A 14,719-nucleotide genomic window follows, 5' to 3' on the forward strand; every position below is an offset into this window, starting at 1 on the left:
TCGGCCTCTACAGGTTCTGGTCGGCGCCGGCCGGCGGCGTCGCTTGGGTCAGGCGGTTCGGGATCAGGTTGCGGCCCAGGATGCCCTGCGGCGCCTCAAGCGCGCGCCCGCGCAGGGGCGACATGTCACGCGGCGTGCTGTCGGCCGGGGTGGCGCTTGCCAGCATCTGGTCCAGTTCCTCGACCGTGCAGATGCCCGTGACCTGGAAGGGCGGCAGGCCCAGGACGGGGCGCGGCGTCCCGCGGCCGGGTTCCGCCAGGGCCGCCACGTTGGCGATGCCCGGCAGGCCCAACCCGCCTTGCGCGTCATAGGCCATCATCTCGGCCATGCACATGCGGCCTTCCTCGACGCACATGTTCACGACGCGGCTGAAAAGCTGGGGATCGACGGGGGCGAAGACCATGGGCGGCACGTTCTCGCTGGGTTCTTCCAGTTCCAGATAGCGGGCGCGGTCCAGAGTCTCGCCGCTGTCGGCCGCCTCGGCGACCCAGGCGTCGAAGCCCGCGCCGTCAAGCGCATGGGCCTTGAAGCGCATCCCCGAAAACCCGGCGCCTGAATAATGCGAAGCAAGGCCCTGGTATTCGCCCGCCTCGTTGAAGACGCCATGCAGCGTGGTCTGCATTCCGGGCATGGCATAGATCATTCCCGCCATCGCCGGGATATAGAAGGCGTTCATCACCGAGGTCGAGGTCAGCGTGAACTGGACCGGCCGGTCCACCGGCACCGCCAGTTCGTTGACGGACGCCACCCCCTGTTCGGGATAGATGAACAGCCATTTCCAGTCCATCGCCACGACCTGCACCTGCAGGGGCTGCTGGTTGCTGACCGGGGTTTCCGCGTCGATTCTGTCCAGCGGACGATAGGGGTCCAGCAGATGCGTGCCGACCCAGGTCAGCGCGCCAAGGCAGACGATGATCAGCAGCGGAATGGCCCAGATCACCAGCTCCAGCTTGGTCGAATGATCCCAGTCGGGGTTGTAGGTCGCCTGCCGGTTCGACGCCCGGTAACGCCAGGCGAACCAGACCGTCAGCGCCATCACCGGCACGATGATGATCAGCATCAGCAGCGTCGATTGCACCAGCAGTTCCGCCTGCCGCGCCGCGATGTCGCCCGACGGGGACAGCACGACCGCCTCGCAACCCGCCAGCAGCGGCAGCGGCGCCAACCAGGAAAGACGTTTGAAGAGATGTGTCATGTGGTGATGACCCCTTGACCGCGCGAATCGCGCCGTTCGGACGACGACGCCCTGAAGTTGCAGCCGAAATAAGTTCTTTGATCTGGATCAAACATAAGACAATTTGTCGCGTATCCATCCGCAGTATTTTGTAGCATTGATCGTCCCGACCAAGGGCGAATCCCGCCGGGATTCCGCCTGCCTTTGCCCTTCATGCCTTCTGGCCCAATCCAAAGTGGTTCACGCAATGGCGACATCTGCCGAAACCCCTGACCGTCAAAGCCCCGGCAAGGACGCCGACGACATCCATGTCTCGCCCTCGGACATCGCGGTGGGCGTGGTGATCGGGCGCACGTCGGAGTTCTTCGACTTCTTCGTCTTCGCCATCGCCTCGGTCATCGTGTTCCCGGCGCGGCTGTTTCCCTTTGCCGATCCGCTGACGGGAACGCTGCTGTCCTTCATGCTGGTGCTGCTGGCCTTTGTCGCCCGGCCCGTCGGCACGGCGATCTTCATGTATGTCGACCGCAAGCAGGGGCGCGTCGCCAAACTCACGCTGGCCCTGTTCCTGCTGGGCACGTCCACGGTCGCCATGGGGCTGGTGCCGTCCTATGCGGTGCTGGGCGAATGGGCGATCATCATCATGGCGGTGCTGCGCATCGGCCAGGGCCTTGCCCTCGGCGGCAGTTGGGACGGTTTGTCGTCACTGCTGGCGCTGAGCGCGCCCAAGGAAAAGCGCGGCTTCTATGCGATGGTGCCGCAGTTGGGCGCGCCGATCGGGCTGATCGTGGCGGCGCTGTTGTTTTCCTATCTGGTCTCGACCCTTTCGGCCGAGGATTTCCGGGACTTCGGCTGGCGCTATCCGTTCTTCGTGGCCTTCTCGGTCAACGTGGTGGCGCTGTTCGCCCGGTTGCGGATCGTCGCCTCGCCCGAATTCCAGGAAGCCTTCGAAACGCGCGAGTTGCAGCCGACCCGCATCCGCACGACCTTCCGGTCCGACTGGCGGGCGATCTGGCTTGCATCCTTCGTGCCGCTGGCAAGCTTTGCGATGTTCCACATGGTGACGGTGTTCCCGCTGTCCTGGGTGTTTCTCTATACCGACGAGACGCTGACCTTCTTCCTGAACCTGACGGCCCTCAGCGCGGCTTTCGGCCTGGTCTCGGTTCTGGTGTCGGGCTGGCTGTCGGACCGGTTCGGACGGCGGCGGGTGCTGCTGTGGGGTTCGCTTGGCATTGGCGTCTTCAGCCTGATGGCCCCCTTGCTGCTGAGCGGCGGCAAGACGGGCGTTTCCGCATACATGATCCTGGGCTTCCTGGTCCTGGGGATCAGCTTCGGCCTGTCGTCGGGCGCGGTGGCGTCGATGTTCAACAGCCGCAACCGTTACACGGATTCCGCCTTTGCATCCGCCCTGGGCTGGCTTTTCGGCGCCGGGCTGGCGCCCCTGACGGCGCTGTTCCTGTCCACGACGCTGGGGCTGTTCGCGGCGGGGCTTTACCTGCTGTCGGGCGCGGTCGCCACGGCGGTTGCGCTGTGGCTGGCCCGGCAGATGGAGTTCCAGAAGCAGGGGTGATCCCCTGTTTCAGCCCGCCAGCATCAGCCCGCCATAGCGGCCGATCTCGCGCTCGATCTCGGCCACAAGCGTATCCAGCGCGGGGTTGCGGGTCTTGCGCGCGCGCCGGATGACATAGGCCAGATCCGGCGGATCGGGAAGACGGCCCCTGACCACCTCCATCTCGGGGCGCAGGTGCCGGTCGTTCAACAGGCCCATGCCCATGCCCGCCGTCACCGCCGCCACCACACCCGCCGCGCTGGCACATTCGAAGACCGTCTCCAGCATGTCCTCGGACCCCTGGCCGACGCCGGACGCCCAGCGGCGATAAAAGCACTGTTCGTCGAAGGACACGAACGGGATCGGGCCTTCGGCGGGCAGCACCAGATCCGGCGCCTTGACCCAGTTCAGCCTTTCGCGGAACAGCACCACGTCGCCTGCCCGCAGTTCATGCGCGAAGACCTGCACGATGGCGGCGTCCAGTTCACCGGCATCCAGCATGACCTGCTGGACCAGGCTCATGCGGACCTTGCTGCGCACCGTCACGTCCGGGTGCAGGCGGCGGAATCGGCCCAGGATGCGCGCCAGATCGGAACAGGCGGTGTCCTCGGTCATGCCCAGGGTGATGCGTCCAGACAGGGGCGTCCTGGACAGGGACAACAGCGCCTCGTCATGCAGGCCAAGGATGCGGGCGGCATAGTCCAGCAGATCCTCTCCGACGGTGGTGAAGACGGCCACGCCCGGCTTGCGGTTCAGCAGATCGCAGCCAAGGCTCGTTTCCAGCCGCCTGATCTTGTGGCTGACGGCGGATTGCGACAGGCCAAGCGCCTCGGCCGCGCGGGTGACGCCGCCGTGATGGCGAACGGCCTGCAAGGCGCGAAGGGCATCGATTTCCAGACGGCGGCCGTTGAGATTGGTCATGACGTTTCCACGAATATGGTTCGGTAACTCTAGCGTATCATAACGTAAAAGGCTTCCGATCATGCCATCCGAAAATCCAACATCATAACCTGATCTAAATTTGTCATGTCCTTTCCCGGAAGGTGCAACCTACCAAGACAGGACGACACCCTGCCAAGGATCGCTCCATGACCCTCACCGCGCGTTCCCTGCCCGTTTCGCGGCACCCGCTTCTCTGGCCGGTCATGGCCACGCTTCTGGTGATCAGCTGGAGTTCGGGCTTCGTCGGCATCCGCTTTGCCAGCGAGGAGGCAAGCATTGCCGTGCTGCTGTTCTGGCGCACGCTGTTGTCGGGCCTGATCCTGCTGCCTTTCGCCCTGATCTTCGGGCCCAGACTGCGGCCACGTCAGATCCTGGACCAGATGCTGTTCGGGGTGATGTCCGTCTTTCTCTATCTGGGCGGTTTCGCCTTGGCGATCGGGCAGCGGGTGCCGACGGGGCTGGTCGCGCTGATCTCGGACCTGCTGCCACTGGCTGTCGCCGTGCTGTCGCAACCGGTCCTGGGCGAAAGGCTCAGCGCGCGGCAATGGCAAGGCACCGCCCTTGCCGTCCTGGGCGTGTTCATCGTGTCCTTTGACAGCCTGGGCCTTGGGACTGCTCCGCTCTGGGCCTATGCCGTGACAGTGGGATCGACCCTAATCTTCGCCTTGGCGACGGTGCTGCACAGGAAGCGGCCGGGCCTGCGCCTGCCGGTGCATCAAAGCCTGTGCATCCATTCCCTGACCGGCGCGGCGCTGTTCGGCCTTTGCGCGGCATGGCAGGGCGACGTGGCCCTGCCGATGACGCAGGATTTCGCCATCGGCATGGCCTGGCTGGTGGTTCTGGGCACCTTCGCAGCTTATGGCGTTTATTACACCATGCTGCGCCTGTTCCCGATGGCCAAGGTCAGCGCCGCCATCTATCTCAGCCCGCCAGTGACGATGCTGTGGGCCTGGGCATTGTTTTCTGAACCCCTGACCGCCACCATGTTCGCCGGCCTTGGCGTCACGCTGGCTGGCGTATGGATGACGACGCGGTGCTAGCCCGCAGCGCCTTGGCTTGCCTGCGCCGCGCGTGCAGCGCGGGTTCTGTATAGCCCGAGGGCTGCGTCGTCCCCGTCAGGACCAGATCCCGCGCGGCCTCGAAGGCGGGGCCGTCGAAGCCGGGGGCCATCGGGACATAGCCGGGGTCGCCCGCGTTCTGTTCGTCCACCTTCAGAGCCATGCGGCGCAACGCGTCCTCGACCTGGTCGCGGGTGATCAGCCGCTGTTCCAGCCAGTTCGCCAGCAGTTGCGCGCTGATGCGGCAGGTGGCGCGGTCCTCCATCATCGGCACGTCGTCGATGTCGGGAACCTTGGAACAGCCGACGCCCTGATCGACCCAGCGGACCACATAGCCCAGGATACCTTGGGCGCTGTTGTCCAGTTCGCGCAGGATCGCGTCCTGCGACAAGGGCGCGTCGCCCATCAGCGCAGGGGTCAGCAGCATATCCAGGTCCGGCACCGGCTGACCTTCCAGTTCGTCCTGGCGCGCGGCCACATCGACCATGTGGTAATGCAGCGCGTGCAGCGTTGCCGCGGTGGGGCTTGGCACCCAGGCGGTGTTCGCACCCGCGCGGGGGTGGCCGATCTTGGCCTCCAGCATCTCGGCCAGGGCGTCGGGCTTGGCCCACATGCCCTTGCCGATCTGGGCCTTGCCACGCAGGCCCGCGTTCAGGCCGATCAGCACGTTGCGGTCCTCATAGGCCTTGAGCCACCCAGATCTCCGCGCGGCATCGCGCCCGGCAAAGGCGCCCGCCTGCATCGAGGTATGGATCTCGTCCCCCGTACGGTCCAGGAAACCGGTGTTGACGAAGAACAGCCGGTTCCGCAGGGCATGGATGGTCGCGGCAAGGTTCGCGCTTGTGCGGCGTTCCTCGTCCATCAGGCCCAGCTTGACGGTGTTTGCGGGCAGGCCCAGGATTTCCTCGACCCTGGTGAAGGTGCGGTCGGCGAAGGCGGCCTCGTCGGGGCCGTGCATCTTGGGTTTCACGACATAGATCGCACCCACGCGGCTGTTGCGCGGCCCGTCAGACTTCTTCAGGTCATGGATGGCACAGGCCACCGTGACCATCGCGTCCATCAGCCCTTCCGGCGTGTCCTGCCCGTCAAGGCGGACGGCGTCGGTGGTCATCAGCAGACCCACATTGCGCACCAGCAGCAGCGCGCGGCCCGGCAGGGTGATGGTGCTGCCGTCGGGGCGCGTGACCTGGCGATCCTCGGCAAGGCGGCGGGTCATTTGCTTGCCGCCCTTCTCGAAGGTGTCCGTCAGGTCGCCCTTCATCAGGCCCAGCCAGTTGGCATAAACGCCGACCTTGTCCTCGGCATCGACCGCGGCCACGCTGTCCTCGCAGTCCTGGATTGCGGTCAACGCGGCTTCCAGGATGACGTCGCGCAGCCCCGACGGGGATGCGGCGCCGATGGGATGATCGGGATTGATGACCAGTTCCACATGCAATCCGTGATGGCGCAGGACCAGGCCGGTATCCCCACCCTCGACCCGGCGGCCGACAAAGGCCGAGGGATCGCGCAGCGTCACCTCGGACCACTCGATCGTGGCCTTCAGGCCCTCGGCATCGGCGCGATAGCCCGACACCTCGGCATGACTGCCGGTGGTCAGGGGGAAGGTCTCGTCCAGGAACTGTGCCGCGCGCGCCACCACGGCGTCACGGCGGGCCGGATCCAGCGGTCCGGGTGCCGGGGGCGGTCCCATCACGTCCGACCCGTAGAGCGCGTCGTAAAGCGATCCCCAGCGGGCATTGGCGGCGTTCAGCGCGAAGCGGGCATTGCTGACCGGCACGACCAGCTGCGGCCCGGCGACCTGCGCGATTTCGGGGTCGATCCGGCCGTTGTCGATGGCGAAGGGCGCAGGTTCGGGGACAAGATAGCCGATGTCCGTCAGGAAGGCGCGATAGGCGGCGGTATCCCAGGGCTGGTTGCCGCGAGCCTTGTGCCAGGCGTCGATCCGGGACTGCAATTCCGCGCGGCGATCCAGCAGTGCGCGGTTCTCGCCCGAATACTCGGCCAGCAGACCGGCATAGCCCGACCAGAAGCGATCCGCATCGACACCGGTTCCGGGCAGCACGCGATCCTCGACAAAGGAGGCCAGTTCCTCGGCCACGTCCAGGCCATGCCTTTGGGTGTAACGGGTGTCGGTCATCGCATTCTCCTTCGACGTCAGGCAACGGTATACCATTGCGCACTTTGGCATCACTTACGGCATGAAAGCCCCTTTTCCAAGACGGGTGAAAAATTTTTCTGGGCTTCGGAAAATGTTCAGTGGCGGTCTAGACTGTCTCCTTGTCCTCGACCACTTCGGCCGTGACCACCCGCGCGGCAGCATGGTCTTCGGCTTCGGAGCCGGCCTCAACGATGTCACGGGCCTCCTCCTCGTCCTCGTCTTCGATGGCGGGGGGATCCTCGCCTGCCAGGAAATTGCCGAACTTTTCCCAGCCGGGCACATAGTCGGCCAGAACCCGCATGACGACCAGGACGGGAACGGCGATGATCATGCCGATCACCGACCACAGCCAGGCCCACAACGCGACGGCCAGGAACACGACCACCGTGTTCATCTGCAACCGGCGCGACACGAAATAGGGCGTGATCACCTGCCCTTCCAGCGCGGTCAGCAGCATATAGGTCCCCGCCACCATCATCGGCCAAAAGACCCCGGGCATCACCACCAGGGCGACAAGCCCCGCCGTGGCGACTCCGGCAATCGCCCCCAGATAGGGAATGAAGTTCAGCACGAAGGCACCCAGGCCGAACAGCAGCGCGCCGGGCATTCCCCAGGCAAACATCGCCAGCCCTATGGCCAGGCCCAGGCCCGCGTTGATGATGGTGATCGCGCCCAGGTAATTGCCCAGCGAATCCTCGATCTGGCGCAGGGCCAGATAGGCGCTTCGCTTCTCGGACATGGAATCGAAGCTTTGCACGATCTTGAGATACAGAAGATCGCCCGAGCCCAGCATGAAGAACAGCAGGACCAGCGTGAACACAACCTGCCCGGCAATGGCAGGCGTGAACTTGACCAGCGATTCCAGTGTGCTGTCGGTTTCCTGTTCGACGGTTATGCTAGGGGTGGCATCGCTGCCGCCGCTCTGAACCTCGTCGATCCTCTCGGCTGCCTTCTGCAAGTCCTCGATCGAGGCGCGTATTTCGTCGAACTTATGCTCCAGCCGGGTGCTGATCATGGGCAGGTTATGCGCCGCCTGATTGACCGGACCACTGGCGGCATAGGCGATCAGCGCGACGGTCAGGACAAGCCCCAGCGTCACGCCCGCGGCGGTCAGCCAGTCAGGGACCCCGCGCCGCCGGGCCAGCCGCCGCAATGGCGTGAAGACGAAGAACAGCAGGACTGCGAGCGTGACCGGCATCAGGAAATCGCGGCCAGCCGCGATGGCGGCAAAGGCGAGGATCAGGAAGATTCCGATGACGGCCCAGTTCGCCGCGCGTTCGCTGGCGCCGCTGCCATCCGCGCCGAAACGCGGGAAGCTGTATCGCTTGTCGGCCAACGCGCCCCCCTGCACCAGTGCCGGGTTCGAAACGCAAGCGGCGGCCCGGACGTTCCGGGCCGCCATCGATGCCTGCCGGGCAGGCGCGTCAGATCGGGTGGTCGCCCGTCGCGTCGATCACGCGCGTGGGCAGGCCCATCTGCCCCAGCAGGTCAAGGAAGGGCCGCGCCGGCAAATCCTCGACGTTGACCATTTTCTTCACGTCCCAGGTGCCACGCGCGACCAGAATGGCGGCGGCAACCGGGGGCACGCCCGCCGTATAGCTGATGCCCTGGCTGCCGACCTCGGTGAAGGCTTCCTTGTGGTCGGCGACGTTGTAGATGAAGACCTCGCCCTGCTTGCCGTCCAGGCTGCCCTTGACCAGATCGCCGATGCAGGTCTTGCCGGTATAATCGGGGGCCAGGCTGGCCGGATCGGGCAGCACGGCCTTGACGACCTTCAGGGGCACGACCTCTTGCCCTTCCGCGGTTTTCACCGGCTGCTCGGACAGAAGGCCCAGGTTCTTCAACACGGTGAAGACGTTGATGTAATGGTCGCCGAAACCCATCCAGAAGCGCACGTCCGCATCCTTGTAACGGGCGGACAGGCTGTGGACCTCATCGTGCCCCGAAAGGTATGCCTTCTGCTTGCCAACGACGGGCAGGTCCCATTCGCGGCCGACCTCGAACATCTTGTTCTCGCGCCATTCGCCGCCCTGCCAGGAATAGACCACGCCGGTGAATTCGCGGAAATTGATCTCGGGGTCGAAGTTGGTGGCGAAATACCGGCCGTGCGACCCGGCATTGATGTCCACGATGTCGATGCTGTCGATCTTGTCGAAATACTCGTCCTCGGCCAGGCGGGCATAGGCGTTGACCACGCCCGGATCGAAGCCCGCGCCCAGGATGGCAGTGATGCCGGCCTGTGCCACATCCTCGCGCCGCTTCCATTCGTAGTTGCCGTACCATGGCGGCGTTTCGCAGATCTTGGCGGGATCCTCGTGAATGGCCGTGTCGATATAGGCGGCGCCCGCGCGGATGCAGCCTTCCAGCACGGTCATGTTGATGAAGGCCGTGCCGACGTTGATGACGATCCCCGCATCGATCTTGCGGATCAGCGATTCAACCGCGCCCGCATCCATCGCGTCCAGTGCGTGACTGGTAAAGGGCATGTCATGGCCCTTGTCGCGCAGGGTCTGGATAATCGCGTCAGCGCGTGCCTGCGTGCGGTTGGCGATGTGCAGGTCGCCGAATTCCGCAGCCCATTGCGCCGCCTTGTGCGCCACGACTTGCGCGACGCCACCCGCGCCGATGATGAGGACGTTCTTCTTGGCCAATTACGGATCCTTTCCGGGGTTGCAGAGAGGGTGCCTTAGGACAGGCTGGACTTGTAGTCTTCATAAGGGAATTCGCGGACGGTGCGAATGGTGCCGTCGTCTTCCCGGATGGCGATGGCGGGCATGGCCACGCCGTTGAACCAGTTCTTCTTGACCATGGTGTAACCCGCCGCGTCCGCGATGCTGATCCGGTCGCCGACGGCCAGGGGCTTGTCGAAGCGCCCGTCCCCGAAGATGTCGCCCGCAAGGCAGGTCTTGCCCGCGACCTGATATTCATGGTCGCCGTCCTGCGGCAGCTTGGCCGTTTCGCGATAGATCAGCAGATCGAGCATGTGTGCTTCGATGCTGCTGTCCACGATGGCGACCTTCTTGCCGTTGTCCACGATGTCCAGGACGCTCACCTCCAGCGAGGTGGTGCGGGTGATGCTGGCCTCGCCCGGTTCCAGATAGGCCTGGACGCCGAAGCGATCCTGGAACGCCTTCAGGCGGTCGGCCAGCCGGTCGATGGGATAGCCCTCGCCGGTGAAATGGATGCCGCCGCCCAGGGAAACCCAGTCCAGGCGCTTCAGGATGTCCCCGAATTCGGTTTCCATCCGGGTCAACTGGCTGTCGAACAGGTCGAAGTCGCGGTTTTCGCAGTTGTAATGGATCATCACGCCGCTGATGCGGTCCATCGCCTGTTCCAGCCGCGACAGATCCCACTCGCCCAGGCGGCTGAAGGGCCGCGCCGGGTCGGCCAGGTCGAAGCCGCTGGTGGAAAAGCGCGGGTTCAGGCGCAGGCCGCGCGCGATCCCCGCCGCCCTGTTGTCGAAGCGGTCAAGCTGGGACAGGCTGTTGAAGATGATCTTGTCGGCATAGCTGACCGCCTCGTCGATCTCGTGATCGGCCCAGGCGACGGAATAGGCGTGGGTTTCCTTGCCGAATTCCTCGTGCCCCAGGCGCAGCTCGAACAGCGACGACGAGGTGGTGCCGTCCATGTAGTCGCGCATGAAGTCGAAGACCGACCATGTCGCAAAGCATTTCAGCGCCAGCAGCGCCTTGGCTCCCGACGCTTCGCGCAGGCGGGCGATCTGTTCCATGTTGCGGCGAAGCGCCGGCTTGTCGATCAGATAGAAGGGCGTCTGCATCGCGGCCATGCGAACCTTTGGCTGAAAGCGGAAGGGCCGATATAGAGACGGCAGGGGCTTTTCGCAAGAAAGCGTGTCAGGCCCGTGACATCGCCTCAGCCGCCCGCCGCAAGGCGGCGGAACTCTCGTTTCAGCAGATCCAGTTCGGCGCGAAGTTGGGCTACCTCGGCCAGCAGGTCGTCGCCCGCAACCATTCCCGCAATCAGGGTCAGGCTGGCCAGCACGCTGTCCCCGGCCACCAGCAACAGGCTGTGGACGCCGTTGTCGATGACCGAGGGTGGAAGATCGGCCGACACCGCCCAGACGCCGGGGCCTGCTTCTTGCACAGTGGCCTCGGTGACCACCGATCCGCGATGGGTCACGGACAAGGGGGCGGGGGGGCTGTCGGATTGCAGCGTGCCGGTCCAGCATCCACCCGATACGCCATGGCTTTCGAACGTCATGCCCATCCCCTTAGGCCTGCGCACGCGGACGGCCCGACAGGACCGCATCGTTGACGGTGACGGCGTTCATGCGCGGGGCCTCGAAGATCAGGTCCAGCCAGGCCCGTTCAATCGGGCGGTTGGCCAGGTCGGCATAGGCCAGGTCGAATTCCGCCTGCCGCGCCGCGCCCTGCCCCCCGACCGGGTGGCCAAGCTGGCGCAGCACCGTCTGGGTGTTCGGTCCCTGAACCAGGTTGATCCGGGCATAAAGGGTGATCGGCCGTTCCGCATCCACCACCGTATCCAGCCGCAGGATCCGCTCGGCCGCCAGGCCGTTCAGCGCCTCGGCCGGCAGGTCCAGCGCCAGCGACAGGAAGCTGCCGGAAAAGCCCAGCATCTCGATCGTTAGGCCATGGCAGGCCGCCTGCCTCGGACGGGGACGGAATTGTTGACGCAGAATCAAGGCCTTGTGCCCACAGTCGTGCCACAGGGCCGCATCCTCGCCCAGCCGGTGGCCGTTCCCGGGGGCGGCGATGGCTTGCGGGCTGATCCGGCCCATGAACAGGCGGGGACGCCAGTGCCAGTCCGTGCCGGGCGGCAGATCCGCATCCGGCACCCCGACCGGGCGCAGCATCCAGGGGTCCGATGCTTGCAGGAAGCGCCCCAGCTGGCGATGCAGGACCTGCGCTCGTTCCCGCAGTTCCGGATCGACGGGACGCGGCTTGCGATCCTGGCGATCGGCCAGACGCGCCCAATCGACGCGGCTTCGGTCCGATTGCAGGATCTCCAACAAACGCTTCATCGCGGCCCCTTTCCTTGCGCTGTATGAATAAACCGCAACCGGAAGGCGAACAAGCGTCACGCAACCAGTTCGTCCAGACGCGCGGCGCAGGCGAAATCGGCCTCGGTCAGGCCGCCCGCGTCATGGGTCGTGAAAGACACCTGGCAATAGCCCCAGCCAAAGGCGACATCGGGATGGTGGCCCTGCTTGTTGCCCAGCCAGGCCGCCAGGTTCGCCATCTCGACCGCCTTGGCAAATCCCTTGAAGTCGAAGCGCCGGGTGATCGCGCGTCCGTCGGATGAAAGCGTCCATCCGTTCAGCCGGGACAGGCGCGCGGTGATGTCGTCTTGCTCCATGTTTCCTCACAACAGGGGCGATGCCAGCGCCAGCAGGTTGTTGCGCAACCGGCGCAGGACGGACCAGTTGCGAACCTCCTCCAGCGTGATCTCGCGCGAGCGTTCGACATAGCTGTCCTGCCGCGCATCCAGTTCCTCGATGAATTCCAGGTCGAAGACGGCCATGTTCACCTCGTAGTTCAGCTCGAAGCTGCGGCGGTCCAGGTTGGCGCTGCCGACCATGCCCATGCGGCCATCGACCGTCATGATCTTGGAATGCAGCAGCCCGTCCTGGAACAGCATGATCCGCGCCCCCGCCGACAGCAGCCCGTAATAGAACCCCTGGCTGGTCGCGCCCACCACGATGGAATCGTTGCGGGCGGGCAGGATCATCGTCACCTCGACGCCCCGACGGGCGGCGGCGCGCACCGCGGCATCCAGGGCCGTGTCGGGGACATAGTAGGGGGTCGTGATGACCACCCTGTCGCGCGCCGCGTGCAGCATCCCGGCCAGGCAGTCGGAAATCGACCCCTGCCGTCGGTCCGGCCCGGTGGCGATGACCTGCGCGATGTCGCCCGGATCGGCGACGGGTGCCACGGGCTGCAGCATGTCGCCCAGGTCCTTGCCGGTATAGCTCATCCAGTCGCCCAGAAAGACCGACTGGAACTGCCGCACGACCGGGCCTTCGACCGTCATCACGATATCGACCCAGGGCGCGAAGCGCGGCTTGATGGCAAAGGCCATGTCGGCGCAGTTGCGGCTGCCCGAAAAGGCGATGCGGTTGTCCACCACCAGGATCTTGCGGTGGTTGCGCAGATCCAGCCTGCGGAACAGGACGCTGATGAAGGGCAGGCCCCAGGGGAAGGCCGTGACGCATTCGGCCCCGGCTTGCTGCATCTGGGTCCACAAGGGGGACCTGACCAGCAGCCGCGATCCAAGCGCATCGACGATCACCCGGCATTCGACCCCGCGGCTGGCGGCGCGGGCGACGGCCTCGGCCACCTTCTGCCCGGAGTGATCGGGCAGCCAGATATAGAACAGGATATGGACCTGATCCGTGGCCCGGTCGATGGCGTCGATCATCCGGTCGATGGCCTCGTCGCCTTCCTCCAGCAGGCGGATGCGGTTTCCGGTCAGCGCCGACATCCCCCCCACGGCGGCATTGGCGGCGACCACGGGCAAGGCGTAATGCGGGGGTTCGGCGATCACGGCGGGGTTCGGGATGCGCAGGTTCGTCAGCCGGTCACGCACGTCGGCCATCCGCTGGACCTCGGCCTGGTTCAGGCGCACCTCTCCGAACAGGACATAGGACAGGATGCCAACGACCGGCAGCGCCTCGATCACCATGATCCAGGCCAGGCGGACCGACGGGTCCAGCCGCGGGCGGATCAGGACCCGCGCGATCAGGGCCAGCGTGACCGTCGTATGCAGCATGACGAGGAATGAGGCCCACATGCCGTGCATCATTCCCGCCCGCCACGGCAATTGCAATTCCCCCCGTCGCGGCCTATCTCGGGGGCTTGAAAACAGCCAAGGGCCGCCGCGCATGAACTGGATTACCAACTATGTCCGCCCGCGCATCAATTCGCTGTTCTCGCGCCGCGAGGTGCCCGAGAACCTGTGGACCAAATGCCCCGAATGCGGCACGATGCTGTTTCACCGCGAACTGTCGGACAATCTGAACGTCTGCACGAACTGCGACCACCATCTGGCGATCAGCCCGCGTGACCGTTTCGCCGCGCTGTTCGACGGCGGCGCCTTTGTCGAGGTGAAGGTGCCCGAACCCACCGCCGACCCGCTGGGCTTCCGCGACCAGAAGAAATACCCCGACCGCATGAAGGCCGCGCAAAAGGCCACCGGAGAAAAGGAAGCGATGCTGGTCGCCGAGGGCGAGATCGGCCGCACCCCGATCATCGCCGCCGCCCAGGATTTCAGCTTCATGGGCGGGTCGATGGGCATGTATGTGGGCAACGCGATCATAGCCGCCGCCGAACGGGCCGTGAAGACGAAACGCCCGCTGATCCTGTTTTCCGCCGCGGGCGGCGCCCGGATGCAGGAAGGCATCCTGTCCCTGATGCAGATGCCCCGCACCACCGTCGCGGTCGAGATGCTGCGAGAGGCGGGCCTGCCCTATATCGTCGTGTTGACCCATCCGACCACGGGCGGCGTCACCGCCAGCTATGCCATGTTGGGCGACATCCAGATCGCCGAACCCAACGCCCTGATCTGCTTTGCCGGCCCCCGCGTCATCGAGCAGACGATTCGAGAGAAACTGCCCGAAGGCTTCCAGCGCGCCGAATACCTGCTGGAACACGGCATGCTGGACCGGGTGACACATCGCAAGCAGCTGCGCGACGAACTTGTCTCGATCCTGCGCCTGCTGGGCGGCCTGTCCGCGCCGACCCGCGCCGACCTGCCCGCGCCCGCCGCCCAGCCGATCCAACCCGAACCCGCCCCGGCCGAATAGGCTTCTTCTTCATCCAAATATCCCGGGGGTCCGGGGGCTGGCCCCCGGCTTTTTGCCG

General features: G+C 65.4%; 13 protein-coding genes. 3 read left to right on the forward strand and 10 right to left on the reverse strand.

The features are described from left to right. Positions 1-7: 7 nt before the first annotated feature. Positions 8-1,195, reverse strand: a complete 1,188-nt coding sequence (gene cyoA / locus RAH32_RS07650) for a ubiquinol oxidase subunit II (protein ID WP_306606778.1) — start codon at positions 1,193-1,195, stop codon at positions 8-10. A 226-nt stretch (positions 1,196-1,421) separates the two neighbouring features. On the opposite strand from cyoA, the gene RAH32_RS07655 reads away from it, so the two are divergent. Continuing rightward, positions 1,422-2,741 (forward strand): MFS transporter, encoded by a 1,320-nt coding sequence (locus RAH32_RS07655; RefSeq protein WP_306606780.1) that lies wholly within the window; start codon positions 1,422-1,424, stop codon positions 2,739-2,741. Positions 2,742-2,750: 9 nt separating this feature from the next. Here the strand turns inward: RAH32_RS07655 and RAH32_RS07660 are convergent, their stop codons facing one another. After that, complete coding sequence (locus RAH32_RS07660) at positions 2,751-3,641, reverse strand: LysR family transcriptional regulator (RefSeq protein ID WP_306606782.1); 891 nt, start codon at positions 3,639-3,641, stop codon at positions 2,751-2,753. A 167-nt stretch (positions 3,642-3,808) separates the two neighbouring features. Between RAH32_RS07660 and RAH32_RS07665 the strand changes: the two genes are divergently transcribed. Next, positions 3,809-4,702, forward strand: coding sequence for a DMT family transporter (locus tag RAH32_RS07665; RefSeq protein WP_306606784.1), 894 nt, complete (start codon positions 3,809-3,811; stop codon positions 4,700-4,702). On the opposite strand, the gene RAH32_RS07670 is transcribed toward RAH32_RS07665, so the two are convergent. The 8 genes from RAH32_RS07670 to cls all read right to left on the reverse strand — a co-directional run bounded on the left by RAH32_RS07670 (position 4,665) and on the right by cls (position 13,649). Beyond that, positions 4,665-6,857 carry a malate synthase G gene (locus tag RAH32_RS07670; RefSeq protein WP_306606786.1) on the reverse strand — a complete coding sequence of 731 codons (2,193 nt, stop codon included), beginning with the start codon at positions 6,855-6,857 and terminating at the stop codon, positions 4,665-4,667. The two genes, RAH32_RS07665 and RAH32_RS07670, sit on opposite strands and share 38 nt — an antisense overlap. Before the next feature lie 127 nt (positions 6,858-6,984). Next, positions 6,985-8,280, reverse strand: coding sequence for an AI-2E family transporter (locus tag RAH32_RS07675; protein WP_306606788.1), 1,296 nt, complete (start codon positions 8,278-8,280; stop codon positions 6,985-6,987). A 22-nt stretch (positions 8,281-8,302) separates the two neighbouring features. After that, positions 8,303-9,529: a saccharopine dehydrogenase family protein gene (locus RAH32_RS07680; protein WP_306606790.1), complete on the reverse strand. Its 1,227-nt coding sequence runs from the start codon at positions 9,527-9,529 to the stop codon at positions 8,303-8,305. Between the two features lie 35 nt (positions 9,530-9,564). Beyond that, on the reverse strand, positions 9,565-10,665 hold the full coding sequence (gene nspC, locus RAH32_RS07685; protein ID WP_306606792.1) for a carboxynorspermidine decarboxylase: 1,101 nt from the start codon (positions 10,663-10,665) through the stop codon (positions 9,565-9,567). 86 nt (positions 10,666-10,751) lie between these two features. Next, a complete protein-coding gene (locus RAH32_RS07690) occupies positions 10,752-11,099 on the reverse strand; it encodes a hypothetical protein (RefSeq protein ID WP_306606794.1) in 348 nt (115 codons plus the stop codon). Between the two features lie 10 nt (positions 11,100-11,109). After that, complete coding sequence (locus RAH32_RS07695) at positions 11,110-11,880, reverse strand: DUF6478 family protein (RefSeq protein ID WP_306606796.1); 771 nt, start codon at positions 11,878-11,880, stop codon at positions 11,110-11,112. A gap of 56 nt (positions 11,881-11,936) precedes the next feature. Next, positions 11,937-12,215: a 4a-hydroxytetrahydrobiopterin dehydratase gene (locus RAH32_RS07700; protein ID WP_306606798.1), complete on the reverse strand. Its 279-nt coding sequence runs from the start codon at positions 12,213-12,215 to the stop codon at positions 11,937-11,939. Positions 12,216-12,221: 6 nt separating this feature from the next. Further along, on the reverse strand, positions 12,222-13,649 hold the full coding sequence (gene cls, locus RAH32_RS07705; protein WP_306606800.1) for a cardiolipin synthase: 1,428 nt from the start codon (positions 13,647-13,649) through the stop codon (positions 12,222-12,224). Between the two features lie 91 nt (positions 13,650-13,740). Between cls and accD the strand changes: the two genes are divergently transcribed. Continuing rightward, positions 13,741-14,661: an acetyl-CoA carboxylase, carboxyltransferase subunit beta gene (gene accD, locus RAH32_RS07710; RefSeq protein ID WP_306606802.1), complete on the forward strand. Its 921-nt coding sequence runs from the start codon at positions 13,741-13,743 to the stop codon at positions 14,659-14,661. Positions 14,662-14,719: the final 58 nt, after the last annotated feature.

It is taken from the genome of Paracoccus yibinensis, assembly GCF_030846195.1.
Classification (GTDB): Bacteria; Pseudomonadota; Alphaproteobacteria; order Rhodobacterales; family Rhodobacteraceae; genus Paracoccus; species Paracoccus yibinensis.

Bases quoted from the DNA above. Each gene is read 5' to 3' on its own strand.
- RAH32_RS07700 (WP_306606798.1), bottom strand. From the start codon at position 12,215: ATGGAGCAAGACGACATCACCGCGCGCCTGTCCCGGCTGAACGGATGG.
- RAH32_RS07660 (WP_306606782.1), bottom strand. From the start codon at position 3,641: ATGACCAATCTCAACGGCCGCCGTCTGGAAATCGATGCCCTTCGCGCC.
- cyoA (WP_306606778.1), bottom strand. From the start codon at position 1,195: ATGACACATCTCTTCAAACGTCTTTCCTGGTTGGCGCCGCTGCCGCTG.
- accD (WP_306606802.1), top strand. From the start codon at position 13,741: ATGAACTGGATTACCAACTATGTCCGCCCGCGCATCAATTCGCTGTTC.
- RAH32_RS07695 (WP_306606796.1), bottom strand. From the start codon at position 11,880: ATGAAGCGTTTGTTGGAGATCCTGCAATCGGACCGAAGCCGCGTCGAT.
- RAH32_RS07690 (WP_306606794.1), bottom strand. From the start codon at position 11,099: ATGACGTTCGAAAGCCATGGCGTATCGGGTGGATGCTGGACCGGCACG.
- RAH32_RS07665 (WP_306606784.1), top strand. From the start codon at position 3,809: ATGACCCTCACCGCGCGTTCCCTGCCCGTTTCGCGGCACCCGCTTCTC.
- RAH32_RS07655 (WP_306606780.1), top strand. From the start codon at position 1,422: ATGGCGACATCTGCCGAAACCCCTGACCGTCAAAGCCCCGGCAAGGAC.
- RAH32_RS07670 (WP_306606786.1), bottom strand. From the start codon at position 6,857: ATGACCGACACCCGTTACACCCAAAGGCATGGCCTGGACGTGGCCGAG.
- cls (WP_306606800.1), bottom strand. From the start codon at position 13,649: ATGTGGGCCTCATTCCTCGTCATGCTGCATACGACGGTCACGCTGGCC.
- nspC (WP_306606792.1), bottom strand. From the start codon at position 10,665: ATGGCCGCGATGCAGACGCCCTTCTATCTGATCGACAAGCCGGCGCTT.
- RAH32_RS07675 (WP_306606788.1), bottom strand. From the start codon at position 8,280: ATGGCGGCCCGGAACGTCCGGGCCGCCGCTTGCGTTTCGAACCCGGCA.